Origin of the sequence: Cellulosimicrobium cellulans (assembly GCF_042723955.1) — a bacterium.
In the GTDB taxonomy this organism is placed as follows: domain Bacteria; phylum Actinomycetota; class Actinomycetes; order Actinomycetales; family Cellulomonadaceae; genus Cellulosimicrobium; species Cellulosimicrobium cellulans_H.
Window position 1 is genome coordinate 4,127 of sequence record NZ_JBHXIC010000004.1, and the last position, 25,558, is coordinate 29,684.

Here is a 25,558-nt window from a genome sequence, read left to right on the forward strand (position 1 = left end):
CTCGTGTATGCGTTGGGTCGTGTTGAACCTACCTCAAGTTTTTGGGGGGCGGGGGGGGCCGCCCCGGTGGGGGGGCGGGGGGCGCGCCGCGCGAGCCTCGGTGGCCTCACTCGGCCGGCTTGAGCTGGGTGAGGATGAGCACCGCGGTCGGCTGCGTCGGGTCCGCGTTGATGTACGGGTCGTCGTCGCTCGGCCAGCCGACGTAGTTGCGCGTGTTGAACTCCGTGATGAACGGGCGCGTGCCGATCGGCATGACCGGGACCTGCTCCACGAAGATCTTCTGCGCCTCGGCGATGGCCGTCGCGCGGTCCTCGTCCGTCGTCGCCGCGAGGTACGCGTCGAGGGCGGCCGTGGCCTCCGGGCTGTCGAAGCGGCCGAAGTTGTAGTCCGCGGCCTCACCGACCGGCTTGAGCCAGCGGGCGTCCATCGTGTCGCTGTAGATGTCGTACGGCGTCGCGCCGGTCTCGGTCCAGTGCAGGATCGCGTCGAAGTCGCCCGTGCCCTTGGCGGCCCACCACGAGTCCGAGTCGGGCGTGTCGACCGTGGCCTCGACGCCGATCGCCTTGACCGACTCCGCGATGAGGCTGATGCCGGTGACGTAGTCGTTCCAACCCTGCGGGACGCTGAGCTGGAAGGTGACGGGCTCGCCGTCGGGGTCGATCAGGGCGTCACCCTCGAACGTGTACCCGGCGTCGGTGAGGACCTTCTTGGCACCGTCGACGTCGACCTCGTACTCCTCGCCCGCGAACTCGTCCGAGATGAACGGGTCGCCGGCCGGGGTCGGCAGGCCCGTGACGGAGGTGAGCAGCGGGACGCCGCTCTCGCGGGCGATCTGCTGGTGCTGCTCGCGGTCGATGACCATGTTGACGGCCTGGCGGAACGCGACGTCGTCGAACGGCTTCTTGGTCGTGTTGACGAACATCGCGTCGATGCCGAGACCGGCGGGGGCCCAGTACACGTTGTGCTCCGGGTCCTTGTCGACGAACGCCGACTGCACGTTCGGGAGGAACGCCTGCGCCCAGTCCGCGTCGCCGTTGGCGAGCGCGGTCGTCAGGGCGCTGTTGTCGTTGTAGGAGACGTAGTACAGCGTCGGGACCGCGAGCTCGCCGCCCCAGTAGTCGTCGCGCGCGTCGAGCTGGACGCTCTCCGTGCTGAAGCTCGTCCGCGTGTAGGGGCCAGTGCCGACGGGGTCGGGGTTCGTCTCCGTCGTCGGGTCGGCGACGCCCTCCCACACGTGCTTCGGGACGACGAACCGGTGCAGCACCTTGTCCTGCTTGGCGAACATCGGCGTGCCGAACGTGACGGTGACCTTGTCGCCGTCCACGGCGACGTCCTTGATGTCGAGCGCCGCGGTGTTGAGCTCCGGCGTGTCGACGAGGATCTGGTACGAGTACGCGATGTCGTCGGCCGTGAGGTCCTTGCCGTCGCTCCACTTCACGCCCTCGCGGGTCGTGAGCGTCACCGACGTGTAGTCCTCCGACCACGTGATCTCGGACGCGAGCCACGGGCGGACCTCGTCCGACGGGTTGACGACGTTGACGATGCCGACGGGCTCGTAGATGGCGTTGACGTAGCCGAGCTTGAGCGCGGACGAGTCGCCGATCCAGGGGTTGTTCGACTCGGTCGCGATCGCGCCGTCCGGCTTGGCGATCGTGAGGGCGGCGCCCGCGCCGGAGCCGGTCGTCTCGTCGTCGTTGTTGCCGCCCGTCGACGAGCAGCCGGTCAGCACGAGTGCTGTCGCGATGCCGAGGGCGATCGCGGAGGCCTTCAACCTCATGAATCTCTCTCCTTCGAGGGAACATCGTCCCCGGCGCGGTGCCGAGGCGGTGGAGCGTTGTGCGTGAAACGGAAGGTGCGTGGGGCGCTGGGTCGCCCCAGGTGGGCCGCGGTCCGGCTACTCCTGTTCGGTGGTGCTGCCCTGCACCCGGACCGCGGTGTCCAGGCGGAGGTCGTGGACGGAACGCCCCACCCGGAGCCGGTAGGTACCGGCCGGGAGGTGCCAGCGTCCGCTGTCGGTGTCCCACACCTCGAGCTGACGGCGGGGGACGGTCACGGTGACGTCGGCGGTGGCCCCCGCGGCGACGTCGACGACCGCGAACCCGCCGAGCCAGCGGACCGGGCGGTCGCGCTCGGCGACCGGGGCCGACGCGGGCGCGACCGGGGGTTCGACGTAGACCTGGACGACCTCGCGGCCGTCGCGGGACCCGGTGTTGGTGACGCGGACCGTGAGGGTCACGTCGCCGTCGGGCGTGCGGGCGGGCAGGTGCTCCGGCTCGCCGGACGCGTCGTACGACCACGTCGTCCAGCCCAGCCCGTGCCCGAAGGGTGCGGCGGGGACGGCGCCCGAGCGCTCCCACGCGCGGTAGCCGACGTGGACGCCGTCGGCGTACTCGACGACGCCCTGGTCGGGGACCGCGTGCGGGACAGGGACGTCGGCCTCGGCGGCCGGGAGGGTCCAGGGGAGGCGGCCGGCCGCCTCGACGTCGCCCGCGAGCACGTCCGCGATCGAGTGCCCGGCCTCCTGGCCGGGGAACCAGACCCACAGCACCGTGCGCGCGCGGTCGAGCCAGGGGAGCAGCACGGGGGCGCCCGCGTTGACGACGACGACCGCGTCCGGGTCGGCGTCGAGGACGCGCTCGACGAGCTCGTCCTGGCGGCCGGGCAGCGCGAGCGACGTGCGGTCCCAGCCCTCGGACTCGACCTCCTCGTTCGTCCCGACGACGACGACGGTCAGGTCGGCCTCGCGGGCGGCCTCGACCGCGTCCGCGATCTCCTGCTCGGCGCTCGGCGCGGGGACGCGGTGGCGCAGCTCCGCGCGGACGAGGTTGCCGTAGCCCTGGGCGCGCGTGACGAGGAGCGAGGCGCTGACCCGCACGCGCCGCGGCGCGTCGACGTGCACGGTCGCGGGGGCGCCCGCCGGGTTGTTGATCGAGGAGTCGAGGATTACCTCGACGCCGGAGCGGCGGTCGTCCTTCGCGACGACGACGCCGTCGATCTCGATCGTGTGGCCCGGGACCGTGCCGACCTCGAGCACGTGGTCGCCGGGCTCGTCGAGGAGGACGTCGACGTCGAGCACGACGGTGTCGACCTCGGCGGGCAGGTCGCGCAGGAACCCGTCCCAGCGGGGCAGGACGGACTTGCGGAGCGTCGCGCCCTCGGCGTCGAGCCACGTCACCGCGACGGCGGCGCCGTCGGCGCTCCGACCTTCCACGTCGAGGCGGGGGGCGAACCGGCGCGCGTCACCGCCGCGGGCCACCGTGAGCGTGGCGTCGGGCCAGCGCGCGGCCAGGCCCTCGGCGGGGGTGACGACGTGCGCGGGGTCGACGGTCGAGCTGCCGCCGCCGAGCACGTGCGGGCGCACGGCGTTGGGGCCGACGAGCGCGATCGACCGCGGCGCGGGCCGATCCCAGACGGGGTTCTCGGCGTCCGAGCGCAGGACGACGGTGCCCGCGGCGGCGGTGCGGCGCACCAGGGCGCGCAGGTCGCCGTCGTGCGTGATCGGGCGGGCGGGCTCGTCGAGCGCGCCGACCCGGCGCGCGAGCAGGAGGATGCGCGCGACCTTGTCGTCGATCTCGCGCTCGGGGACGCGGCCGTCCTCGACCGCGCGGACGAGGGCGTCCTCCCACGGGCCGCCCGGACCCGGCATGACGACGTCGAGCCCGCCGTTCGCGGAGAGCTCGGTCGTGCGCGTCGCGACCCAGTCCGAGACCACGGCGCCGTCGAACCCGAGCTCGTCCTTGAGGACGTCGGTGAGCAGGTGCCGGTGCCCCGTCATGGGGCCGGACTCCACGCCGTCGTCCACCTGGTTGTACGCCGCCATGACGGACCACGCGCCCGCCGCGACCGCGTCCTCGAACGGGGCCAGGTAGACCTCGCGCAGCACGCGGGGGTCGACGTGCGACACGTACGACGTGCGCTGGGTCTCGGAGTCGTTGGCGACGTAGTGCTTGACGCACGCCGCGACGCCCTGGTCCTGGAGGCCGCGCACGACGCCCGTGCCGATCTGGGCCGTGAGGTACGGGTCCTCGGAGTAGCACTCGAAGTGCCGGCCACCGACGGGCGTGCGCTGGATGTTGACCTGGGGGGCCAGGACGACGTCGACGCCGTGCGTGCGCGCCTCGCGGGCGAACGCCTGACCGGTCTCGTGCGCGACGTCCCGGTCCCACGTCGCGCCGATCGCGCTGGGGGACGGGAAGAGGATCGAGGTCTCGCCCTCGACCTCGCTCGTGCCGCGGACCCCGACGGGCCCGTCGGACATGACGACGGGGCGCAGCCCGAGCTCGTCCAGGGCGTGCAGTCGCCACATGGACCGGCCGGTGAGGAGGCGGACCTTCTCGCGGAGGGGCAGCTCCTGCGCACGGGTACGCAGGGTGTCGAGCTCCGCGGGGTCGCGCTCTCCCGCGAGGGACTGCGATGTCACGTACGTGCTCCTCGTCGTCGAGTCGTCTGTCGAGCGGAGAACTTACCGTGCAGTCAGTAAGTTGGCAAGAAGCTGCGTTTCCGCAGGTCAGATCGATATCTGACCGTGACATTGGCGCGAAGGGTGGCTCGGAGGCGCCGCCGCGTGCGTAGGATCACCCCCGGACGGCGACGGACCGAGGGCGGCCTCGGTGCCGGGGCGCCGACGTCGGCGCCGACGGTGGCGCACCGGGCACCACGACGAGGAAGTGACGAGGCGATGACCACGAGCAGGCGGCGCCCCCGCGTGCGGGAGGAGACCCTCCGGCGCCGCGAGGAGATCCTCAAGGCCGCCATGGCGACCTTCGGGAGCAAGGGCTACCACAACGGCCCCCTGGCGGAGATCGCGGAGCAGGTCGACATGACCCACGCCGGGATCCTGCACCACTTCGGGTCCAAGGACCATCTCCTCCTCGAGGTGCTGCGCTACCGCGACGAAAGCGACGTCGCGGGCCTCGACGGGCAGCACATCCCAGGCGGCATCGACATGTTCCGCCACCTGGTCCGCACGGCGTTCCTCAACGCGCAGCGCGCGGGGATCGTGCAGACCTACGCCGTGCTCTCCGCGGAGTCCGTGACCGACGACCACCCCGCGCGCGCGTTCTTCCAGGGCCGCTACCGCACGCTGCGGAGCGAGGCCGTCGAGGCGTTCGAGGCGCTGTGCGCCGAGCGGGGCGTCGCGGTCCCCGCGACCGTCCGGAACGCGTCGGCGTCGATCCTCGCGGTCATGGACGGGCTCCAGGTGCAGTGGCTCCTCGACCCCACGCAGGTGGACCTCGGCGAGGCGAGCCAGTTCGCGATCGAGGCGATCGTCGCCGCGGTGCTCGACCCTCGTCCGTCCCCGCTCGGCCTCGACGGCACGGGTGACGGCGAGCAGCCCGTGGCGCTCGACGGCGGCGTGGCCGCCGAGGCGGCCGGGCAGCCCGTGGGGGTCGTGGGGGTCTGACCGGGGGCTCGGCGTCCGTCGAGCGCGGACCTTCGGTCCCGCGTGGTCACGACCACGGGCCCTGGCCGGGGCGTCCGGCGACGGTGAGGATCGAGGTCGTGCAGACCCTCACCCAGGCGTTGTCCATCCAGTCGGAGGCGGCCCGGAAGAAGGTCGGCTCGGCAAGACGCCCGGCGCGCTACCTCGTCGCGGCGATGCTCGCGGGCGCGTACATCGGCGTCGGCGTCGTGCTCATGGTCGCGACGGCGGGGCCCTTCCTCGCGGCCGGGTCGCCGGGGGAGCGGCTGGTCGCCGGGGGCGTGTTCGCCGCGGCGCTGACCCTCGTCGTGTTCGCCGGGGCCGAGCTCGCCACGTCGGCCATGATGATCCTCGCCCAGGGCGTCGCGACGCGCGCCGTCCGGGTGCGCGACGCCGCCGTCACGCTCGGCCTGTGCCTCGTCGGCAACCTCGCCGGCTCGATGCTCTTCGCGTTCGCCGTCACCCAGGCCGGGGTGCTGCACTCCAACGCGGCCGCGGGGGAGATGGTCGCGTCCATGCTGCGCGCGAAGGCGCACGAGACCGGCGGCGAGCTCTTCTTCCGCGGCGTCCTGTGCAACCTCCTCGTGTGCGCCGCGATCTGGGCCTGCGGGCGCCTGCGCTCCGAGGCGGGCAAGGCGATCGTCCTGTTCTGGGCGATCCTCGCGTTCATCGCCTCCGGCTTCGAGCACGTGGTCGCCAACATGACGACGTTCTCGCTCGGCCTCCTCGGCGGCCTGGGCCCGACGACGTGGGCCGACTTCGCCCGCAACCTCGCCTGGGTCGGCCTCGGCAACCTCGTCGGCGGCGCCCTCGTCGTCGGCCTCGCCTACGTCGTCGTCGCGGGCCCGGCGCGAGACGCCGGGCGGGGTGCGCCCTCGACGGCCGCGACCTCGAGGCCGGTCGTGCTGCCCGTGCCGGCGATCCGGCACGCGCCCGCGCCCCTCGACCGGAGCCACCGCGCGGGCTGACGCCGCGCCGCCCGGGCCCGCATGGCGGGACGGGCTTGGCCGGACCGCGGGACGCGTGCGTATCATCGATCGACCCACAAGCACCCGGCGGGCCGTTGAGAGAGACGGAGGCCGGCGACAGATGGAGCAGCACGTGGCACTTGTCGTGCAGAAGTACGGCGGTTCGTCGGTATCGGACGCCGAGAGCATCAAGCGCGTGGCCAAGCGCATCGCGCAGACCAAGCGGGCCGGGCACGACGTCGTCGTCGTGGTCTCGGCGATGGGCGACACGACGGACGAGCTCATCGACCTCGCGCAGCAGGTCACCCCCCTCCCGCCGCAGCGCGAGATGGACATCCTCCTCACCGCGGGCGAGCGCATCTCGATGTCGTTGCTGGCGATGGCGATCAACAGCCTGGGCGTCAAGGCGAAGTCGTTCACGGGCCAGCAGGCGGGCGTCATCACCGACGCCGTGCACGGCAAGGCGCGCATCGTCGACGTCGTCCCGCACCGCATCCGGGAGACGATCGAGCGGGGGCAGGTCGCGATCGTCGCGGGCTTCCAGGGCGTCACGCAGTCGACGAACGACGTGACGACGCTCGGTCGCGGCGGGTCGGACACGACGGCCGTCGCGCTCGCTGCCGGCCTCGACGCCGACGTGTGCGAGATCTACACCGACGTGGACGGCATCTTCACGGCCGACCCGCGCATCGTCCCGAGCGCGCGCAAGATCGACCGCATCACGTACGAGGAGATGCTCGAGATGGCGGCGAGCGGGGCCAAGGTCCTCGCGCTGCGCTGCGTCGAGTACGGCCGCCGGTACGGCGTGCCGATCCACGTCCGCTCGTCGTTCAGCGGCAAGGAGGGCACGTTCGTCAGCGCGGACGCCTACTCCGCGGCCCGCCCCGCCGACGCCGCCCCCAGCTCTGCAGACCTTCCCGAGGAGACCGTCATGGAAGACCCGATCATCTCCGGCGTCGCGCACGACCGCAGCGAGGCCAAGATCACCGTCGTCGGGGTGCCCGACGTGCCCGGGACGGCCGCGCGCATCTTCGAGGTCGTCGCGGGCTCGGGCGTGAACATCGACATGATCGTGCAGAACGTCTCGGCCGCCCGGACGGGCCTGACCGACATCTCGTTCTCGCTGCCCGAGGGCGACGGCCCGGCCGCGATGTCGGCGCTGTCCGCGCTCCAGGGCGAGATCGGGTTCGACTCGCTCCAGTTCGACGACCAGATCGGCAAGCTCTCGCTCGTCGGCGCGGGCATGAAGTCGCACCCGGGCGTCTCCGCCAAGCTCTTCGGTGCCCTGCGCGACGCGGGCATCAACATCGAGATGATCTCCACCTCGGAGATCCGCATCTCCGTCGTGACCCGCGAGGACTCGCTCGACGACGCGGTGCGTGCCGTGCACACCGCGTTCGAGCTCGACGCCGCCGACGGCGAGGCCGTCGTCTACGCCGGCACCGGCCGCTGAGAGGACGAGGAACCATGAGCACCGAGAACCGTCAGGGCCTCAACGTCGCCGTCGTCGGCGCGACCGGCCAGGTGGGCGCCGTCATGCGCCGCCTCCTCGACGAGCGCGACCTCCCCGTCGCGAGCATCCGCTACTTCGCCTCCGCGCGCTCCGCCGGGTCGACGCTCCCGTGGCGCGGGACCGACGTCGTCGTGGAGGACGTCGCCGCGACCCCGACCGACGACCTGCGCGGGATCGACGTCGCCCTGTTCTCCGCGGGCGGCGCGACCTCGAAGGCGCAGGCCGAGCGCTTCGCCGAGGCGGGTGCCGTCGTCATCGACAACTCGTCCGCGTGGCGCATGGACCCGGACGTGCCCCTCGTCGTGTCCGAGGTCAACCCCGGCGCGCTGCGCGAGGCGCGCAAGGGGATCATCGCCAACCCGAACTGCACGACCATGGCCGCGATGCCCGTGCTCAAGCCGCTCGCGGACGAGGCCGGGCTGGAGCGTCTGATCGTCGCGACGTACCAGGCCGTGTCCGGCGCCGGTCTCGCCGGCGCGGAGGAGCTGCGCGCCCAGGCCGTCGCCGGTGCGGCGGCCGAGGGCACGGGCGCCGGGCTCGTCGGGCTCGTGCACGACGGCGGCGCGGTCGCCTTCCCCGAGCCCGTCGCCTTCCCGCGCAACGTCGCGTTCAACGTCGTCCCGCTCGCCGGGTCGATCGTCGACGACGGGCAGGAGGAGACGGACGAGGAGAAGAAGCTCCGCAACGAGTCGCGCAAGATCCTCGGCCTGCCCGAGCTCGCGGTCGCCGGGACCTGCGTGCGCGTCCCGGTGTTCACCGGCCACTCGCTCGCGATCCACGCCGAGTTCGGCGCCGCGATCACGCCCGACCGCGCGCGCGAGATCCTCGCGGCCGCGCCGGGCGTGGTGCTGGCCGACGTCCCGAACCCGCTCGAGGCGGCCGGTCAGGACCCGTCGTTCGTCGGCCGCATCCGCACCGACCAGTCCGTCCCCGGCGGACGCGGCCTCGTGCTGTTCGTGTCGAACGACAACCTCCGCAAGGGAGCCGCGCTCAACGCGGTGCAGCTCGCCGAGCTCGTCGCCCAGGACCTCGACGCCGTCCGCGCCGCGTTCACCCCTGCCCTCGCGAGGTAGAACCCTGGTACCGCGAGAGAGGGCCCTGGTCATGGACCAGGGCCCTCCCTCGTTCCGGGAACCGGAGCCGGTCTCGCCGCGACCGCCCTGGGGCGCGTCGCCGGGCGTCGGCCCGACCTCAGCCCTCGACCATGCGGGCCATGTTCTCGCCGTCGGCGAGGCCGACGATGTTGCCGGCCGGGTCGGTGAACCAGGCCCCGTCGCCGCCCTCCATGAAGCCGCGCACGATGCCCTTCTCGTCCTGGTCGAACCCTTCGTAGCGCTCGAACGTCACACCCTTCGCGGTGAGCTCGTCGACGACCTGGTCCACGTCGTCGACAGTGAGGTGCATGACCGTGAAGGCGGCCGGCCGATGGTCCTCCTTCGGGTAGACGAACACGTCCGAGCCGCCGCCCAGGTGGAGCACCAGACCACCCCCGTCGTCGAGTGCCGTGACGGGGAGCCCGAGGGTGCTCCCGTAGAAATCGCGCGCCGCGTCGAGGTCGTCCGCCGAGAAGCTGGAGAACCCGCGCCGAATGGTGACCATCGTCGTCTCACTCCTTCGTGACCGCCGGCGGCCGGAGGGCGTGACCCGCCGCGGACGCCGGATCCTCCCAGGGTCCCACCGGCGGGCCGCCGTGGGTACCGCCCAGGGCGGGTGAACGGTCCGGCGTCAGGACGCCGCGCGGGTGCCCAGGGTCGGGGCGAGCAGCCACAGCGCGGCCGCGGCGAGCACGTGCCAGACGGCGTGCCCCTGCAGCGTGACGCCGAGCGGTCCGTCCGCGTCGCACAGCGGCCATCCGGGGCGGGTCAGCGTCCCGACCCCGCCGCCCACGGCGAGGAGGGCGAGCGCGGCGACGGTGCGTCGTCGGACGGCGGGACGCCGCCACGCGCGCAGGGTGCTCGCGCCCACGGCGACGGCTGCGGCGGCCACCTGCGCGGCGGTCGAGGCGGTGGGCGACGCCGCGGCGAGCGGCACCCCCAGCAGGGTTGGGGCGAGCCACCACCACGTCCGCAGCCGGCGCCCGGTGAGGTCCGCGACGGCGTCGGCCGCGACGAGCGCGAGCGCGCCGAGCAGCGGCGGGTCGTGCGCGACGGGGTTCCACGACGGTGACGGCCCGTGCTGGATCACCGAGCCCACGCCGATCAGGGCGACCAGGATCCCGAAGGCGACGCGCAGGCGCGTGGTCCCTGCGCCGTCGGGCGGGGGCGTGGTCGACGACGTCCCTCCGCGGGCGCGCAGCGCCGCCGCGGTGATCGCCGCGCCCGCGACGACGAAGGCGAGGCTCGTCCAGGTGCTCAGCGGCTCCGCCCAGAGCGTCCCGCCCGCGAGCTCGCACGCGCCGCCCATGCCACCTCCGTCCATCGGCTCCGTCGTCCGCCTACCAGAGTTCTACCCCGGCCTTCCAGGGTTCTCTCTCCCTGGGGGTTGCGGGATCCTCGGCATCTGTGGTTCATTAGTGGAGTAATGAACCACAGAAGACGCGAAGCGGGAGAGGATGGGGCCCATGTTCGACGGACCGGAACCCATCTACCTCCAGATCGCGCAGATGATCCGGGCCCAGGTGCTCGCGGGCGAGCTCGCGGAGGAGGAGCAGGTCATGTCGACGACGCAGTTCGCGACGACGTTCCGCATCAACCCGGCGACGGCCGCCAAGGCGTTCGCCGGTCTGGTCGACGAGGGCGTCCTCTACAAGCGCCGCGGCCTCGGCATGTTCGTCGCCCCGGGGGCGCGCGAGCAGCTCCTCGCCGACCACCGCGCCCGGTTCTTCGACGAGGTCCTCGCGCCCGCGCTCGCGCAGGCCGACCTCCTCGACATCCCGACGGCCGAGATCGTGGACTACGTCCTCGGCCGGTCGCGCCCCGCCGGTCCCGTCACCGGCGGCGCACCCAGCACCGGCCCGACCTCCGACCCGACCCCGAGGTGAGACCCGTGACCGCCCGGCCCGCCCGCCGCACCACCGACCAGAACTCGTCCGCCCGGACCGCGACCGCCGCCCCGGAGCCCTTCGCCGCCGAGGTGCGCGACGTCGTCGTGCGCTACCCGCGCAGCAGCGACGACGTCCCCGCGCTGGACGGCGCGACGCTCACGGTCCGGCCCGGCGTCATCACCGGCCTCCTCGGACGCAACGGCGCGGGCAAGACGACGCTCGCGGCACTGCTCGCGGCGTTCCGCCGGCCCACGGCCGGGACGGTGCGCGTCGGCCCCGCGGGCGAGCTCGAGGACCCGTTCGAGAACGTGTGGGCGACCATGCACACGCAGCTCGTCCGCGAGAGCGGCGACGTGTGGGAGACGGACAAGGCGCGCGACACGCTCGAGTACTACGCCGACCTGCGACCGCACTGGGACGCCGAGCTCGCCGCACGCCTGCTCGACGAGCTCGAGGTGGACGTCCGCAAGAAGCCGACCGAGATGTCGCGCGGCAAGCGGTCCGCGCTCGGTGCGGTGATCGGCCTCGCCTCGCGCGCACCCCTGACGATCTTCGACGAGGTCTACCTCGGTATGGACGCCCCGAGCCGCTACGCGTTCTACGACGCGCTCGTGGCCGACTACGCCGAGCACCCGCGCACGGTCCTGCTGTCGAGCCACCTCATCACCGAGGTCGAGCGACTCTTCGAGGACGTCGTGATCATCGACCGAGGGCGCGTCCTGCTCGCCGAGAACGCCGACGACGTCCGGGCCCGGGGCGTGAGCCTCACCGGTCCGGCCGAGGTGGTCGAGCGGCACGCGGCCGGTCGCGAGGTGCTCGCCCGGCAACGGCTCGGCGGCACGGCGCAGGTGACGCTCTTCGGTACGTTCGCGGACGACGAGCGCGCCGCCGCGGTGGAGGCCGGGCTCGAGGTCGGCGCCGTGCCCGTGCAGGACCTGTTCGTCCACCTGACGCGCAACGGGCGCTCGGGTTCCGACGCCGAGACGGAGACGGTGCGATGACCGCCACGACCGACCGCACCGCCGCGCGCCGTGCCCTCGAGTCCGCCGCCCACCGGCGCGGGGTCAACGCCGTCGCCTGGTACTTCATCGTCGGCACTTGGTACGTCGGGGTCTGGTTCTGGGCCATCGCGCTCGCCGTCGGAGCGCTGATCCTCTGGATCATGGAGCGCAACGACGACGTGAGCATCGAGGCGGTCGGAGGAGTCGCCGGCTCGGCGAAGTTCTTCCTCTTCGTGATGGGCATCATCCTGCCCCTCATGACGATCGCCGTGCACGTCGCGTCGGGCGGCACGCGCCGTTCGTTCACGCACGGGCTGTGGATCGGCGCGGCCGTGTCGGGCATGACGTTCGGCGTCGCGGCGGCGCTCGTGAAGTGGGGCGAGTGGGCGCTGTTCCGCCGCTCCGGGTGGTCGACGGAGCCGGAGCTCGCGCAGCTCTACGTCGACGGCTCGCAGGTGGGCCTGGCGATGCTCGTCGAAGGGCTCTTCTGCGTCGTGTACTACCTCGCCGGGATGGTCATCGCCGCCGGCTTCTACGGGTTCGGGTTCCTGCGCGGGGTGCTCCTCGTGCTCGCGTCGCTCGTCCCCGTGGTGGTCAGCGAGATCTTCCTGCGGTCCGGCTTCTTCGGCCACGCGCTCGCGCGCGTCGTCGGTCTCGACGGCACCCCCGCCGCGCTCGCCGTCCTCGGCGGGGCGCTCGGGGTCGTGCTCGCCGCCCTGCTCCTCCGCCTCGTCCTGCGGGGCGTCGCGATCCAACCGGTCGAGTTCGCCGCCAGCGCGAGCGCCTGACCGGCCCGCAGCACCCCACACCGTAGCCCTCCCGGGCGGCGCAGCGCGCCGTCCGTGGGTGGCGCACACCCTCCAGGAGGCCACCATGAGCACCGCTCCACCGCCCACCGGCGCCGCGACCGCGGCGTCGCCCGCCCCGACCGCCGTCGCACAGGCCGGGACCGCGCCGGTCGTCGAGGTCCGGAACCTGCGCAAGACGTACCCGGGGCCCCGTGGCTCCGACGCTCGCAAGGTCGCCGTCGAGGACGTGAGCCTCGCCGTCGCGCCGGGTGAGATCTTCGGCATCCTCGGCCCCAACGGTGCCGGCAAGACGACGACCGTCGAGTGCCTCGCCGGCCTGCGCGAGACGGACGGCGGCCTGATCCGAGTGCTCGGGGTCGACCCGCAGGCCGACCCGGCCGCTGTGCGCGACGCCGTCGGCGTCCAGCTCCAGGAGGCCGCGCTCCACGAGAAGATCACGGTCGAGGAGGCGTTGCGGCTCTTCGCGTCGTTCTACGAGGCGCCCTCGGACGTCGAGGAGCTGCTCGACCTCCTCGACCTCGCCGAGCACCGGCGCGTCGCGTTCGGCAAGCTCTCGGGCGGGCAGAAGCAGCGCCTGTCGATCGCCCTCGCGCTCGTCGGCGACCCGCGCGTCGCGGTCCTCGACGAGCTGACCACCGGCCTCGACCCGGCCGCCCGTCGGGCGACGTGGGAGCTCGTCGAGCGCGTGCGCGACCGGGGCGTGACGATCCTGCTCGTCACGCACTTCATGGAGGAGGCGGAGCGCCTCTGCGACCGGCTCGTCATCATCGACGGCGGCCGCGTCGTCGCGCAGGGCACGCCCGCGGAGCTCATCGACTCGGTCGACACGTCGCGCACGGTCCGCCTGCGGGTGCCCCCGGCCGACCACGACCTGGCGCTCCACACGCTCGCAGGCCTGGCCGACGTCGAGCACGTGGAGGTGGACGGGCGCGAGATCGAGGTGACCGGGACGCGCCGCGTGCTGCTCGCCGTCGTGCTCGCGCTCGCGGAGCAGGAGGTCGTGCCCGACGACGTCCGGACCGTCACGCGGACGCTCGAGGACGTGTTCGTCGCCGTGACGGGCCGGACCTACGACCACGCCGCGGACTCCGCGGCCCCGCACGAGGGAGACGCACGATGACCGCCGCGACCACGACCCTGACCCGCGTCCCCGTCGCCCGGTCGGGTTGGCGAGGCTTCGGGACGCTCCTGCGGACCGAGGCCCGCCTGTTCCTGCGCGACGGTACGGCCGTGTTCTTCGCGCTCGTGTTCCCCACGGTCCTGCTCGTCGGAGTCGGGCTGGCGATCCCGGGCATGCGGGAGCCGATCTCGGGGGCGGGCGCGCCCTGGGACGGCCTCACGGCGATCGCGACCTACGTGCCGATCGTCCTCGCCGCCGCCGTAGCGACGCCCGCGCTGACGACGATGCCCGTGACGTTCGCGACCGCCCGCGAGAAGGGGCTGCTCCGCCGGCTGTCGACGACGCCGATGCGCCCGCAGGGCGTCGTCGTCGCCCACCTGCTCATCAACCTCGGCGCGATCGCCGTGTCCGCGGTGCTCGCGCTCGTCGTGGGTCAGGTCGTGTTCGGCCTCACCGCGCCCGTGAGCCCGCTGACGGTCGTGCTGGCCTTCGTGCTCACCGTCCTGTCCATGCTGTCGCTCGGCATGGTCGTCGCGGCGGTCGCCGCCAAGGGGAGCACCGCGTCGGCGATCGGGAACCTCGTCTACTTCCCGATGCTCTTCCTCTCGGGCATGTGGACGCCGGGGCCGATCATGCCCGACGTCGTGCGGGACATCGGCCAGTTCTCCCCGCTCGGGGCCGCCGCCCAGGCGATGTCGGCGGGCTGGTTCGAGACGGAGGTCCCCACGCTCCAGCTCGTCGTGATGGTCGCGTGGACCGCCGTGCTCCTCCCGCTCGCGGTGAAGCTCTTCCGCTGGAGCTGAGCCTCAGATCGCCCGCGAGCCCAGCTCGCGGGCGATCTCGGCGAAGGCACGGACCTCGGCGGTCTCCCGGTCGCGCGACCAGACGAGCACCCACTCGGTGTCGGGGACGTCGACGATCGGCACGTACACGACGCCGGGGTGCGTGTAGTACCGCCGGACGTGCGCGTTGAGCGGGGTGACCGCCTCGCCCGAGGCGACCACGGTGAGCACCTCGTGGAACGTCCGCGCGGCCGGCCCGCGCAGCACGGGTCGCCCGGCGGGCGTGCGGCGGGGCAGCATTGCCTCCTCCCAGTACGAGGGGACGCCGGCGCCGAGGTCGAGCACGGTGTGGTCCCCGAGGACCTCGATCGAGACCTCGTCCTCGCCCGCGAGCGGGTGACCCGCCGCAACGGCGAGGACGCGGCCCTCCGTGAGCACGCGCGGCCCCACGACGACGTCGGGCTCGCGGACGGGCGACCACGTCACCTGCAGGTCGGCCACGCCCTCGCGCAGCGACCCGAACGGGTCCGAGAAGTGGAACTCGCGGCGCTCGACCGAGCACCCCGGGTGGCGAGCGGTGAACTCGTCGACCACCGGACCGAGCTCGTGACCGACGATGCCCATCGCGGCGACGCGCAGGACCCCGGTGGGGCGCTCGCCGGTGCGGCTGGCCGCGGCGATGCCCGACTGGATGAGCTCGTACCCCTGCCGCAGGTCGTCGCGCAGGCGGGCGCCCACCGGCGTGAGCTCGACGCGGCGGCTCGTGCGCTCGAACAGGGTGGTCCCCATGCGGCGTTCCTGCCGGCTGATCGCCTGGCTGACGCGGGCGGGGGAGACGTGGAGCCGTTCCGCGGTCCGGCCGAAGTGCAGCTCGTCCGCGAGCGTCAGGAAGATCTCGATGTCCCTCAGGTCCACGCAGCCACCTCTGCCTCCGTCTCCGCGCACCGTTCACGCCGGGTGAACGATCGCCCCAGCATGCGTCATTGATGACGAATCGGCGGAATCCGAGGCTGGAGCCATGAGACGACTCACCTACTTCGTGGCACTCTCCATCGACGGCTTTCTCTCCGGTCCCGACGACGAGGTCGACTTCTACCCGTCCTCGGACGCCTACAGCGCGCGCATGATCGACACGTTCCCGGACGTCCTGCCCACGCACGGGCGCCGACAGCTCGGCGTCGACGACCAGCCCAACCGGACGTTCGACACGATCGTCATGGGCCGGCGCACGTACGAGCCCGCGCTCGACCTCGGGATCACGAGCCCGTACGCGCACCTTCGCCAGTACGTCGTCTCGACGTCGCAGCCCGAGCTCGACCCCGCGGTGACGATCGTGCGCGACGACCCGGTCGCGCTCGTGCGCGCGCTCAAGGCCGAGGACTCCCCGCTCGACATCTACCTCGCGGGCGGCGGAGTCCTCGCGGGCGCGCTCCTCGACGAGATCGACCGGCTCGTCGTCAAGCTCTACCCGGTGGTCGCGGGCGCCGGGCGGAACGCGTTCGGCGCGACCGCGTTCCGGCCCACGACCTACGACCTCACCGACGTCGCCACGTTCGACGGCGGCAACGCCGTCCTGACGTACGACCGTGCCTGAGCGCGTCCCCGCACGCGTGCTCCGGCACCGCGCGTCGCTCCTCACGGCCCGAGCGGTCGTGACCGTCCGGCTCCTGCGGCCGCACTGCCGCCGTCGCGCGCGCCGTCGGCACGGGGCGGGCGACGACGCCGCCGCCCCGGTCGGCGGGCTCGACGACCTGGGTGCACGTCCTCGGCGCGGACCTGTCGCCACCGCGGGCGTGGTGGTGGCGGCGCACCTAGCCTGACGCGCATGAGGCCGTTCCTGCTGCTCGCGTCGCGCGCGGAGGACCCCGCCGCGGACGGCGAGCACGCCGCCGTGCTCCGGTACTCCGGGCTCGGCGCGGACGCGCTCCACCGCGTCCGGATGGAGGCCGGGCCGCTGCCGGCGATCGACCTCGACGCGTACTCCGGGGTGATCGTCGGCGGCAGCCCGTTCGACTCGTCGCTGCCCGAGGCGGACAAGTCGCCGACCCAGCGGAGGGTCGAGCGCGAGCTCGCGCCGCTCCTGGACGAGATCGTCGAGCGCGACGTCCCGTTCCTCGGCGCGTGCTACGGCGTCGGGACGCTCGGCCTGCACGAGGGCGCCGTGCTCGACGACACCTACGCCGAGCCGATCTCGCCCGTGACGATCCGGCTCACCGCCGAGGGCCGGGCCGACCCGTTGCTCGCCGACCTGCCCGACGCGTTCGAGGCGTACGTCGGCCACAAGGAGGCCGTGCGGGAGCTGCCGGCGCACGCGGTGCTGCTCGCGACGTCTGACGCGTGCCCGGTCCAGATGTTCCGGGTCAAGGAGAACCTCTACGCGACGCAGTTCCACCCCGAGCTGGACCTCGACGGGATCCTCACGCGCATCGGCGTCTACCGCGACTACGGGTACTTCCCGCCCGAGACCGCGGGCGAGGTCGAGGCGACGGTCCGTCGCGGCGACGTCCGCGAGCCGCATCGCATCCTCGCGGCGTTCGTCCGCCGCTACGCACGCGACTGACGAGCAGGCGGTCGTCGCTGCTCGGCGGGGGCCGGGTCAGCGGGCGACGGGTTCCGGCTCCGGCGCGGGAGAGTCGGCCGCCGTGTCTGCCGCAGTCGTCGCGGCCTCGAGCGCGACGGCGCGGCGGTGGGCCCGGACGGACCATGCGACGGCCGCGGCCCACACGACGGCGACCAGCCCGAGCACGACACCCTGGACGGCGCCGCTCGCGTCGACCCAGTCGGAGCGCAGCAGCGTGCGGACGTTGGTGAGGACGATGACGCCACCGACCGCCGACCCGAGGATCCGCGGCGGCAGGAGCCGGACGAGCCAGGCCGCGATCGGCGCGGCGACCAGGCCGCCGAGCAGCAGCGCGCCCACCCACAGCAGGTCGATGCCCTGCGAGCCCAGCGAGACGAGGAACCCGAGCGACGCGGCGATCGCGACGAGGAACTCGCTCGTGTCGATCGACCCGATGACCTTGCGCGGCTCGATGCGTCCCGACGCGAGCAACGCCGGCGTGCCCACCGGGCCCCAGCCGCCGCCGCCCGTGGCGTCGACGAAGCCCGCGACCAGACCGAGCGGGGCGAGGAACCGCTTGCGCAGCGGCAGGCCCTGGCGCCCCTTCGGCAGCCCCACGAACGTGAACCGCGACAGCACGTACACGCCGAGCGCCAGGAGCAGCAGCGACATCACCGGCGCGGCGAGCTCGGTCGACAGGTTCGACAGGAACGTCGCGCCCGCGAACGCGCCGATCGCGCCCGGGACGCCGATGCGGACGACGACCTTCCAGTCCACGTTGCCGAACCGCCAGTGCGCCGCGCCCGACGCGAGCGTCGTCCCGATCTCCGCCAGGTGGATCGTCGCCGACGCCGCCGCGGGGTTCGTCCCGATCGCGAGCAGGAGCGTCGTCGACGTCACGCCGTACGCCATGCCGAGGCTGCCGTCGACGAGCTGCGCACCGAGGCCCACGAGGGCCAGCAGGATGAGGGTCCGCACCGCGTCTCCTTGCTCGGGTGGCCGGGGCGGCCCCGACGTGTCCTGACAAGGTTGACCGAACGAGTCCAGTATGTGAAGCGCCGACCACATGATGGGCCAGTGTTAACGGGAGCGAGCTCCCACCGCAGGGTGCGTCGTCAGCGGGTCAGGGGTTCTCCCAGGCGTCGGCGCGCGCGGCGAGGGCGTGGACGTCGTCGGGGAGCTCGCGGCGCACGACGTCGTCGAGCGTGACGCGGTCGAGCACGTCGCGGACGCTCGCGCGGAGGGCGACCCAGACCTCGAGGAGCGCGGCCGCGGAGCCCTCGTACGCGAGGCTCGGTGGGCGCTCGTCGCGCACGGTCACGAGCGGCCCGTCGACGGCACGGAAGACGTCGGCGAGGGTGATCTCGGACGCGGGGCGCGCGAGCCGGTGACCACCGGAGCGACCGCGGACGCTGGCGACGATGCCCGCCCGGCGCAGGTCGCCGAGGATGCGCTCGAGGAAGCTCACGGGCAGGCCCTGGCCCGACGCGAGGTCCTCCGCCCGCACAGGGTCGCCGTGGGGTGACGCCGCGAGCTCGGCGCACGCCCGCACGGCATAGTCAGCCTTCGCCGAGACACGCATGAGGACATTGTGCCGTGCGCGGGGTCCCCGACCGCTGTGCCGGGCCCGGGCGGGAGCGATCTCACCCGCGCGGGCCCTGCTCTCCCGTTCGAGTTCCCCTCTACGCTGTGACCCGTGGACGTGCGCGAACGCAACAACGTGCGTGTCGCGGGGCCGTCGGACGCACCGACGATGGTCTTCGCGCACGGCTTCGGTTGCGACCAGTCGATGTGGCGCTTCGTCGCGCCCGTCTTCGCGGCGGACCACCGGGTCGTGCTCTTCGACCACTCGGGGTGCGGTGCGTCCCACCCGGCCTCGTGGGACCCCGCGCGGCACGGGGAGCTCGCGGGGTACGTCGCGGACCTGGTCGAGGTCGTGGAGGACGTCGCGGACGAGCCCGTGATCCTCGTCGGCCACTCGGTGAGCGCGGTGATCGCGCTCCTCGCCGCGGCGGACCGGCCCGACCTCGTCGACCGCCTGGTGCTCGTCGGGCCGAGCCCCCGGTATGTCGACGACGAGGGGTACCGCGGCGGCTTCACCGCGGAGGAGATCGACGAGCTCCTCGAGACGATGGACGCGAACTACCTGGGCTGGACGCAGGCGATGGCGCCGGTGATCGTCGGTAACCCCGACCGCCCGGCGTTGGGCGACGAGCTCGCGGAGGTCTTCCGGCGGAACGACCCGGCCATCGCCCGGCAGTTCGCGCGCGTGACGTTCCTCGGAGACAACCGGGCGGACCTGGCGCGCGTGCGGACCCCGAGCCTCGTCGTGCAGAGCCGGGAGGACGTCATCGCCCCGCAGACGGTGGGGCGGTACGTGCACGAGCACCTGCCGGGGAGCGAGCTCGTCGTCATCGACTCGGTCGGGCACTGCCCCAACCTCTCGCACCCGGCGCTCCTCGTCGGGGCGATGCGCGACTGGCTCGGGGGCCCCTGATGGTGATGTCGCGCGGCGAGCGCTGGGTGCTCGCGCCCGTCGCGCTCCTGCTCCTCGACGCGGAGGGGCGGGTGATCGACGCGAACGACGAGTTCCTGCGGCTGCTGGACGTGCCGGACGTGGAGGCCGTGGCGGGACGCCGGCTCGCGGACCTGCTCACCGTGGGCGGCCGCATCTACTGGGAGACCCACCTCGGACCGCGCCTGCACATCGAGGGGCGGGTCGACGAGGTCGCGGTCGAGCTGCGCACGCCGCGGGGGCGCGAGCCGGTGCTCCTCACGGCGATCAGGCGCGAGGTCCGGGGCGAGCGCCTCGTCGAGGTCGCGATGCTGGGGGCGCGCGAGCGGTCCCGCTTCGAGCAGGAGCTCGTCGCGGCCCGGCGCGCGGCCGAGGAGGCCGAGCGCCGCGTCCGGCTGCTGCACGGCATCGCGGCGGACCTGGCGAGCGTCGCCGGGCTCGACGGCGTCGCGTGGGTCCTGCTCCGGGCGGCGGTGACGATGCTCGGCGCGGGCGACGCGGCCCTGTGGACGCCTCAGGAGGGCGGGCCGCTCCGACGCTGGGGCGGTGCGGCGGGGGTGACCGCCCCGACGATCGACGAGCTGGCCGAGGCGGGCGTGCGCGCGGACGGGACCGTCGTCGTCCCGCTGCGCACGGCCGGGGCGCTGCTCGGCGTCCTCGCGCTGGAGCCGCGTCGGGCGGCGGGCTCGGAACCGGTCGACCTCGGCACGGCCGCCGCGGCCGGGCAGCTCGCGGCGCTCGCGCTGGCCCGGGCGACGACCCACGAGCAGAGCGTGTCCGTCGCGAGCGAGCTCCAGGGCGCGATGCTCTCGGACGGGATCGTCGCCGACCCCCACGTGGAGATCGCGGCCTGCTACCGCCCAGGGGTCCATGACCTCCAGGTCGGCGGCGACTGGTACGACACGTTCCGGGTCGCTCCGGACGTCGTCGCGCTCTCGGTCGGGGACGTGGTGGGGCGTGGGCTCAAGGCCGCGACCGCGATGGGGCAGCTCCGGACGGCGGTCCGCGCGGCGTCGGACACGGGCCTGCCGCCGGAGGAGGTGGTGGAGCGGCTCGACCGATTCGTCGACCGGACGGGGACGGGCTTCATGACGAGCCTCGTGTACGGGGAGCTCGAGCTGCTCGAGGGGGTGCTGCGCTACACGTGCGCCGGGCACCTGCCGCCGCTGCTCGTGCGCGCGGACGGGTCGGCGGGCTACCTGTGGGAGGCGCGGTCCACACCGTTGGGCGTGCGGGGCACGACGCCGCGCGTCGCGGACACCGTCACGCTCGCCCCGGGCGACCTGCTGCTCCTCTTCACGGACGGCGTCGTCGAGCGCCGCGACCGGCCGCTCGCGCTCGCGCTCGACGAGCTCGCGGAGGTCGTCACGAACGCGCTCGGGGCCGGGCTGAGCGGCGCGGAGCTGCTGGAGGCGGTCGTCGCGCGCGCGCCCGAGGACGACGACGCATGCCTGCTCGCGGTGCGCTGGCTCGGACCGGCGGCGTCGGGCGTGCCCGCGACGGAGACGTCGCGCCCGGCGTCAGCGGACGAAGAAGGGGCCGGCTGAGGGGTCGGCGAGCCGGCCCAGCGCGTGGCCGAGGCGCTCGACGGTGGAGCGCGCGAGGTCGTCGGGCAGGTGGTCCGGGGCGAACCACGCGACCGCGAGCGACTCGTCGTCCGCGACGTGCGCCGCCGCCGCGGCAGCGGGGGACACGGGTCGGCACAGGAACGCGAGGTCGAGGTACTGGGAGCGGTCGCCGTTGGGGTACTCGACGGGCTCGGTGACCGTCACCGCGACGAGGGCGTCCACGACGACGGCCGACACCCCCGGCATCCACAGGAGGTCGGTCCCGATGCGGGACCGCAGGGCGGCGACGAACTCGGGGATCGGCATGCCCCGAGCCTAGGTCGTCGGACCAGCTCGTGAGACGCGCTGTCCGGCCCTCGGAGCCTCTGTGCTACGGTCACCTGGTGACTTCTCAGTGGTATTGGCGCTTTACGCAGGCTCCCGGTGGGGCCGTGCGGGCGTTCGCCTGACCACAGATCACCACCCGGAGCCAGCACAGGGCCTTGGACGCGGACCGCGTCCGGGCCCTTCGTCGTGAGACGGGCCGCTCCGGGACCACGGGCGGCAGCAGGCCGGTGGAGCGCCGCTGGGCACCCGACTCACGGCGGTCCCAGACCCCCGCCGCACAGACCAGGAGCCTCCCGTGACCAGCACGACCACCCCGCCCGAAGCCGCGGCGTCCGACGCGTCGACCGAGCGCGCGACGAGTACCGTCGACCCCGTGGACAGCCCCGAGCTCCAGGCCCGCACGAGCGACCTGCGGGTCCGCGCGCTCGACGCGCTCCCCGCCCCGCGCACGATGCTCGCCGACCTGCCGCTCGGCGCGACCCGCAGCGACCTCGTGACGACGTCGCGCCGCGAGGTCCGCGACGTCCTCGCGGGCGACGACGACCGCCTGCTCGTCATCGTCGGCCCGTGCTCGGTGCACGACCCCGAGGCCGCGCTCGAGTACGCGGGGCGCCTGGCCGCCGTCGCGCACGAGCTCGCGGACGACCTCATGATCGTCATGCGCGTGTACTTCGAGAAGCCGCGCACCACGGTCGGTTGGAAGGGCCTCATCAACGACCCGCACCTCGACGGGTCGCACGACGTGCACCACGGCCTGCGCCTCGCGCGCGAGGTGCTGCTCGGCGTCCTCGACGCCGGCGTCCCGGCCGCGTGCGAGTTCCTCGAGCCGACGAGCCCGCAGTACATCGCGGACGCGGTCTCGTGGGGCGCGATCGGCGCGCGCAACGCCGAGTCGCAGGTGCACCGCCAGCTCGCCTCGGGCCTGTCCATGCCCGTCGGGTTCAAGAACGCGACGGACGGCGACGTGCAGATCGCGGTCGACGGCTGCATCACCGCCGCGAGCGAGCACACGTTCTTCGGCATGGACTCGCTCGGGCGCGCCGCCGCCGTCGAGACCGCGGGCAACCCCGACTGCCACGTCATCCTGCGCGGCGGCCGCTCGGGCCCCAACTACGGGGCCGACGACGTCGCGGCGGCGCTCGCCGTCGCGCGCACCTCGGGCCGGGGCGGGGTCACGGAGCACGGGCTGGTCGTCGACGCGTCGCACGGCAACTCGGGCAAGAGCCACGTGCGCCAGGCGGAGGTCGTGCGCGAGGTCTCCGCGCGGCTGGCCGAGGGCGAGCAGGGCATCACGGGCCTCATGATGGAGAGCTTCCTCGTCGCCGGGGCCCAGAAGCCCGCGCCGAGCGGGCTCGTGTACGGGCAGTCGGTGACCGACGCGTGCATCGACTGGGACACCACGGCCGACCTCCTGCGCGAGCTCGCGGGCGCGGTCCGCTCCCGGCGCGCGCTCTGACCGGTGCCGACGGGACGGGCACCCATCCGTCCGCGCGTCGGCGCCGAACCCAGGGTGTCCCGGACGGACCGGGACGGGGGCGTCGGCGGGAGGTCGGGTTGCCGAGAGCCGTGGTCGACGCGCCGCAGCGGGTGCGTGAGGCGCCCGTGCCGCACACTGACCGGGTGCCACCTCCCGTGACGACGAGCCCCGCGGTCGACGCCGCGCTGTCGGCGTGCGCCGGCGGCGACCCGGCGGCGTTCGCGCCCGTCTACGACGCGCTCGCGCCGGTCGCCTACGGCACGTGCCTGGGAGTCCTGCGGGACCCGGACCACGCGGCGGAGGTCGTCCAGGAGGTGATGGTCGAGGTGTGGCAGACGGCGGAGCGGTACGACGCGACGCGCGGCTCGGCGCGCACGTGGGTCGTGACGCTCGCGCGGAGACGGGCCGTGGACCGCGTGCGCGCCGAGCAGGCGCGCCGCGACCGGGACCAGCGCGACGTGGACGCGTCGACGGCCGCGGCCCCGCGGGACGTGGTCGTGGAGGACGTCGAGCGACGTCTCGAGGGCGCGGCCGTGCGGCGTTGCCTGGACTCGCTCACGGCGACGCAGCGGGAGGCGGTCGTGCAGGCGTACTACGGCGGTCTCACGTACCGCGAGGTCGCCGAGCGGCTCGACGCCGCCCTCCCGACCGTGAAGTCGCGGATCCGGGACGGGCTCCTGCGTCTGCGCGACTGCCTAGGGGTGCGCCGTGGCTGACGAGACCTCGCCGCACGGGGCCGGTGCGGACGACCTGGGGGACGTCCGTGACCTGCTGCCCGCCTACGCGCTCGACGCGGTGGACGACGCGGAGCGCAGCGCCGTCGAGCGCCTGCTCGCGGCCGACCCCGACGCGCGTCGGGAGCTCGACGAGTACCGCGACGTCGTGGCGGCGTTCGCGGTGGAGAGCGCCCCGCCGCCCGAGCTGCGCGACGCAGTGCTGGCCCGTGTGGTCGCGTCCGCCGGAACGGGGGCCGCTCCGGGCCCGGTGACGAGCGCGCGGTCGGACGCCGAGCCGGGCACCGAGACGGACGCGTCCGCCGGGCGGGACACGGGGGGCGGCGTCGTCGTCGACCTCGCGGCCGCGCGCCGCGCGCGCCGGCGACGCTGGACCGGGCTCGCGGCGGCGGTCGCGGCGGTCGTCGCCGTGGCGGTCCCCACGACCGTCGCGGTCCGCGCGACGCAGGAGCAGTCGCGCCTGGAGGCGCAGGCGGACGCGATCGAGCGCATGCTCGCCGACCCCGACGCGACGATCCTGCACGGCGACGTCGAGGGGGGCGGCCAGGCGTCCGTGCTCGCCGCCGGCGACGACATGTACTTCCGCGCGTCCGACCTGCCCGACGCCGGCGACGACCGCGACTACCAGCTCTGGGTGGTCGAGGCCGACGGCGCGGTCGTCTCGGCGGGCGTGCTCGACGTGCGGGACGGGACCACGTCGCGGCTCGTCCAGGACGAGCCCGGCGTCGGCATGGCCATGACGGTCGAGCCGGCGGGCGGTTCCGAGCAGCCGACGGCGGACCCGGTGGTCGCGCTCGTCGGCTGAGCGCCGCGCCCCCGAGGGGGCCGGGATGCGCGGGGAAAACTCGGGCGGATCCCGACCCATCCGCCCGGGGCGGTGCTCCGAACCCTCGGTATGACGCCCCGCACCGGCGGGGCGACGACCCGAGGAGAGACCGATGAACGTTCGCACCCGCACGTCGTACGCCGTCGCCGGCATCGCCACGCTCGCCGTGCTCGGCCTGTCCGCGTGCAGCTCCGACTCGGACACGGGGGCCGACTCGACGACGGCCGACTCCCAGGCCGAGGACACGATGACGGACGACTCGACGTCCGAGGACATGACCGACGACTCGACCGAGGGCTCTGACGACATGGCGGCCGACCCTGCCGCGAACCTGGTGGGCCCGGGCTGCGCGGCGTACGCGGAGCAGGTCCCCGACGGCGCCGGGTCGATCACCGGGATGTCGACGGACCCCGTCGCCGTGGCGGCGTCGAACAACCCGCTGCTCACGACGCTCACCGCGGCCGTCTCGGGCGAGCTCAACCCGGACGTGAACCTCGTCGACACGCTCAACGGCGACGAGTTCACCGTGTTCGCGCCGGTGGACGACGCGTTCGCGAAGATCGACGCCGCGACGCTCGACTCGCTCAAGACGGACTCCGACACGCTGACGAAGATCCTCACGTACCACGTGGTGCCCGGCCAGCTCACGCCCGACCAGGTCGTCGGCGAGCACGAGACCGTCGAGGGCGGCACGGTGGAGGTGACCGGCTCGGGCGACGAGCTCATGGTCAACGACGCGGCCGTCGTCTGCGGTGGCGTGATGACGCAGAACGCGACCGTCTACCTCGTCGACTCGGTGCTCATGCCGACCATGTGACCTTCCCGGCGCGTCCAGAAGCGGGCGCGCGGTGGACCCGCGAGAGCGGGTCCCGACGGCCCCCCCCGGCCGCCGAAGGGCGCCGGGGCGGGGCCCGCCGCCGCCCCCCCCCCCACCCCCCGCGCCCACCCCGGCG

At 73.9% G+C, this 25,558-nt stretch carries 26 protein-coding genes; 18 read left to right on the forward strand and 8 right to left on the reverse strand.

The features are described 5' to 3' along the window. Positions 1-106 precede the first annotated feature (106 nt). Together ACFWH7_RS01985 and ACFWH7_RS01990 are read right to left on the reverse strand one after the other, a co-directional pair. Positions 107-1,777, reverse strand: a complete 1,671-nt coding sequence (locus ACFWH7_RS01985) for an ABC transporter substrate-binding protein (protein WP_378214761.1) — start codon at positions 1,775-1,777, stop codon at positions 107-109. Between the two features lie 117 nt (positions 1,778-1,894). Beyond that, entirely contained in the window at positions 1,895-4,420 is a 2,526-nt protein-coding gene (locus ACFWH7_RS01990) for a beta-glucosidase family protein (RefSeq protein WP_378214762.1), read from the reverse strand. Positions 4,421-4,678: 258 nt separating this feature from the next. Between ACFWH7_RS01990 and ACFWH7_RS01995 the strand changes: the two genes are divergently transcribed. The 4 genes from ACFWH7_RS01995 to ACFWH7_RS02010 all read left to right on the forward strand — a co-directional run bounded on the left by ACFWH7_RS01995 (position 4,679) and on the right by ACFWH7_RS02010 (position 8,976). Beyond that, positions 4,679-5,404 (forward strand): TetR/AcrR family transcriptional regulator, encoded by a 726-nt coding sequence (locus tag ACFWH7_RS01995; protein WP_378214763.1) that lies wholly within the window; start codon positions 4,679-4,681, stop codon positions 5,402-5,404. A 98-nt stretch (positions 5,405-5,502) separates the two neighbouring features. Then, complete coding sequence (locus ACFWH7_RS02000) at positions 5,503-6,390, forward strand: formate/nitrite transporter family protein (protein ID WP_378214764.1); 888 nt, start codon at positions 5,503-5,505, stop codon at positions 6,388-6,390. Positions 6,391-6,523: 133 nt separating this feature from the next. Further along, on the forward strand, positions 6,524-7,843 hold the full coding sequence (locus ACFWH7_RS02005) for an aspartate kinase (RefSeq protein ID WP_237843729.1): 1,320 nt from the start codon (positions 6,524-6,526) through the stop codon (positions 7,841-7,843). 14 nt (positions 7,844-7,857) lie between these two features. After that, positions 7,858-8,976: an aspartate-semialdehyde dehydrogenase gene (locus tag ACFWH7_RS02010; RefSeq protein WP_378214765.1), complete on the forward strand. Its 1,119-nt coding sequence runs from the start codon at positions 7,858-7,860 to the stop codon at positions 8,974-8,976. Positions 8,977-9,094: 118 nt separating this feature from the next. On the opposite strand, the gene ACFWH7_RS02015 is transcribed toward ACFWH7_RS02010, so the two are convergent. Beyond that, positions 9,095-9,502, reverse strand: a complete 408-nt coding sequence (locus tag ACFWH7_RS02015; protein ID WP_047232276.1) for a VOC family protein — start codon at positions 9,500-9,502, stop codon at positions 9,095-9,097. 126 nt (positions 9,503-9,628) lie between these two features. After that, positions 9,629-10,306, reverse strand: a complete 678-nt coding sequence (locus tag ACFWH7_RS02020) for a hypothetical protein (protein WP_378214766.1) — start codon at positions 10,304-10,306, stop codon at positions 9,629-9,631. 157 nt (positions 10,307-10,463) lie between these two features. On the opposite strand from ACFWH7_RS02020, the gene ACFWH7_RS02025 reads away from it, so the two are divergent. The 5 genes from ACFWH7_RS02025 to ACFWH7_RS02045 all read left to right on the forward strand — a co-directional run bounded on the left by ACFWH7_RS02025 (position 10,464) and on the right by ACFWH7_RS02045 (position 14,619). Beyond that, a complete protein-coding gene (locus ACFWH7_RS02025; protein ID WP_378214767.1) occupies positions 10,464-10,883 on the forward strand; it encodes a GntR family transcriptional regulator in 420 nt (139 codons plus the stop codon). Positions 10,884-10,888: 5 nt separating this feature from the next. Beyond that, on the forward strand, positions 10,889-11,887 hold the full coding sequence (locus ACFWH7_RS02030; protein WP_378214768.1) for an ATP-binding cassette domain-containing protein: 999 nt from the start codon (positions 10,889-10,891) through the stop codon (positions 11,885-11,887). Beyond that, positions 11,884-12,675, forward strand: a complete 792-nt coding sequence (locus ACFWH7_RS02035; RefSeq protein ID WP_378214769.1) for a hypothetical protein — start codon at positions 11,884-11,886, stop codon at positions 12,673-12,675. Before ACFWH7_RS02030 ends, ACFWH7_RS02035 begins: the two co-directional genes overlap by 4 nt. 85 nt (positions 12,676-12,760) lie before the next feature. Continuing rightward, positions 12,761-13,816 carry an ABC transporter ATP-binding protein gene (locus tag ACFWH7_RS02040; protein WP_378214770.1) on the forward strand — a complete coding sequence of 352 codons (1,056 nt, stop codon included), beginning with the start codon at positions 12,761-12,763 and terminating at the stop codon, positions 13,814-13,816. After that, a complete protein-coding gene (locus tag ACFWH7_RS02045) occupies positions 13,813-14,619 on the forward strand; it encodes an ABC transporter permease (RefSeq protein WP_378214771.1) in 807 nt (268 codons plus the stop codon). The genes ACFWH7_RS02040 and ACFWH7_RS02045 overlap by 4 nt, the downstream gene beginning before the upstream one ends. A 3-nt stretch (positions 14,620-14,622) precedes the next feature. Here ACFWH7_RS02045 and ACFWH7_RS02050 read toward each other — a convergent pair whose 3' ends face one another. Beyond that, positions 14,623-15,513, reverse strand: coding sequence for a LysR family transcriptional regulator (locus ACFWH7_RS02050; RefSeq protein ID WP_378214772.1), 891 nt, complete (start codon positions 15,511-15,513; stop codon positions 14,623-14,625). Positions 15,514-15,616: 103 nt separating this feature from the next. Here ACFWH7_RS02050 and ACFWH7_RS02055 point away from each other — a divergent pair, with 103 nt between their 5' ends. Genes ACFWH7_RS02055 through ACFWH7_RS02065 form a run of 3 tightly spaced genes read left to right on the forward strand, consistent with a single transcriptional unit; the run spans position 15,617 to position 17,158 of the window. Then, positions 15,617-16,192, forward strand: coding sequence for a dihydrofolate reductase family protein (locus tag ACFWH7_RS02055; protein ID WP_378214773.1), 576 nt, complete (start codon positions 15,617-15,619; stop codon positions 16,190-16,192). Continuing rightward, positions 16,185-16,418 (forward strand): hypothetical protein, encoded by a 234-nt coding sequence (locus ACFWH7_RS02060; RefSeq protein WP_378214774.1) that lies wholly within the window; start codon positions 16,185-16,187, stop codon positions 16,416-16,418. The genes ACFWH7_RS02055 and ACFWH7_RS02060 overlap by 8 nt, the downstream gene beginning before the upstream one ends. A 5-nt stretch (positions 16,419-16,423) precedes the next feature. Further along, positions 16,424-17,158 carry a glutamine amidotransferase gene (locus ACFWH7_RS02065; RefSeq protein ID WP_378214775.1) on the forward strand — a complete coding sequence of 245 codons (735 nt, stop codon included), beginning with the start codon at positions 16,424-16,426 and terminating at the stop codon, positions 17,156-17,158. A gap of 36 nt (positions 17,159-17,194) precedes the next feature. Here the strand turns inward: ACFWH7_RS02065 and ACFWH7_RS02070 are convergent, their stop codons facing one another. After that, positions 17,195-18,136, reverse strand: a complete 942-nt coding sequence (locus tag ACFWH7_RS02070; protein ID WP_378214776.1) for a sulfite exporter TauE/SafE family protein — start codon at positions 18,134-18,136, stop codon at positions 17,195-17,197. A 145-nt stretch (positions 18,137-18,281) separates the two neighbouring features. Continuing rightward, the gene (locus tag ACFWH7_RS02075) at positions 18,282-18,740 is read right to left on the reverse strand and encodes an RrF2 family transcriptional regulator (RefSeq protein ID WP_378214777.1); all 459 of its coding nucleotides are present in this window, start codon (positions 18,738-18,740) and stop codon (positions 18,282-18,284) included. A gap of 114 nt (positions 18,741-18,854) precedes the next feature. Between ACFWH7_RS02075 and ACFWH7_RS02080 the strand changes: the two genes are divergently transcribed. After that, positions 18,855-19,655 (forward strand): alpha/beta fold hydrolase, encoded by an 801-nt coding sequence (locus ACFWH7_RS02080; protein WP_378214778.1) that lies wholly within the window; start codon positions 18,855-18,857, stop codon positions 19,653-19,655. Beyond that, on the forward strand, positions 19,655-21,220 hold the full coding sequence (locus ACFWH7_RS02085) for a SpoIIE family protein phosphatase (RefSeq protein ID WP_378214779.1): 1,566 nt from the start codon (positions 19,655-19,657) through the stop codon (positions 21,218-21,220). The genes ACFWH7_RS02080 and ACFWH7_RS02085 overlap by 1 nt, the downstream gene beginning before the upstream one ends. Here ACFWH7_RS02085 and ACFWH7_RS02090 read toward each other — a convergent pair. Beyond that, positions 21,194-21,547, reverse strand: coding sequence for an NUDIX hydrolase (locus ACFWH7_RS02090; RefSeq protein ID WP_378214780.1), 354 nt, complete (start codon positions 21,545-21,547; stop codon positions 21,194-21,196). The genes ACFWH7_RS02085 and ACFWH7_RS02090 overlap by 27 nt on opposite strands. A 394-nt stretch (positions 21,548-21,941) precedes the next feature. Here ACFWH7_RS02090 and ACFWH7_RS02095 point away from each other — a divergent pair, with 394 nt between their 5' ends. The 4 genes from ACFWH7_RS02095 to ACFWH7_RS02110 all read left to right on the forward strand — a co-directional run bounded on the left by ACFWH7_RS02095 (position 21,942) and on the right by ACFWH7_RS02110 (position 25,422). Next, positions 21,942-23,024 (forward strand): 3-deoxy-7-phosphoheptulonate synthase, encoded by a 1,083-nt coding sequence (locus ACFWH7_RS02095; RefSeq protein ID WP_378214848.1) that lies wholly within the window; start codon positions 21,942-21,944, stop codon positions 23,022-23,024. Between the two features lie 164 nt (positions 23,025-23,188). Beyond that, positions 23,189-23,761, forward strand: coding sequence for an ECF RNA polymerase sigma factor SigK (gene sigK / locus ACFWH7_RS02100; protein WP_378214781.1), 573 nt, complete (start codon positions 23,189-23,191; stop codon positions 23,759-23,761). Beyond that, positions 23,754-24,584, forward strand: a complete 831-nt coding sequence (locus tag ACFWH7_RS02105) for an anti-sigma factor (RefSeq protein WP_378214782.1) — start codon at positions 23,754-23,756, stop codon at positions 24,582-24,584. Before sigK ends, ACFWH7_RS02105 begins: the two co-directional genes overlap by 8 nt. Positions 24,585-24,717: 133 nt before the next feature. After that, entirely contained in the window at positions 24,718-25,422 is a 705-nt protein-coding gene (locus ACFWH7_RS02110; protein ID WP_378214783.1) for a fasciclin domain-containing protein, read from the forward strand. The last annotated feature ends 136 nt before the right edge of the window (positions 25,423-25,558 follow it).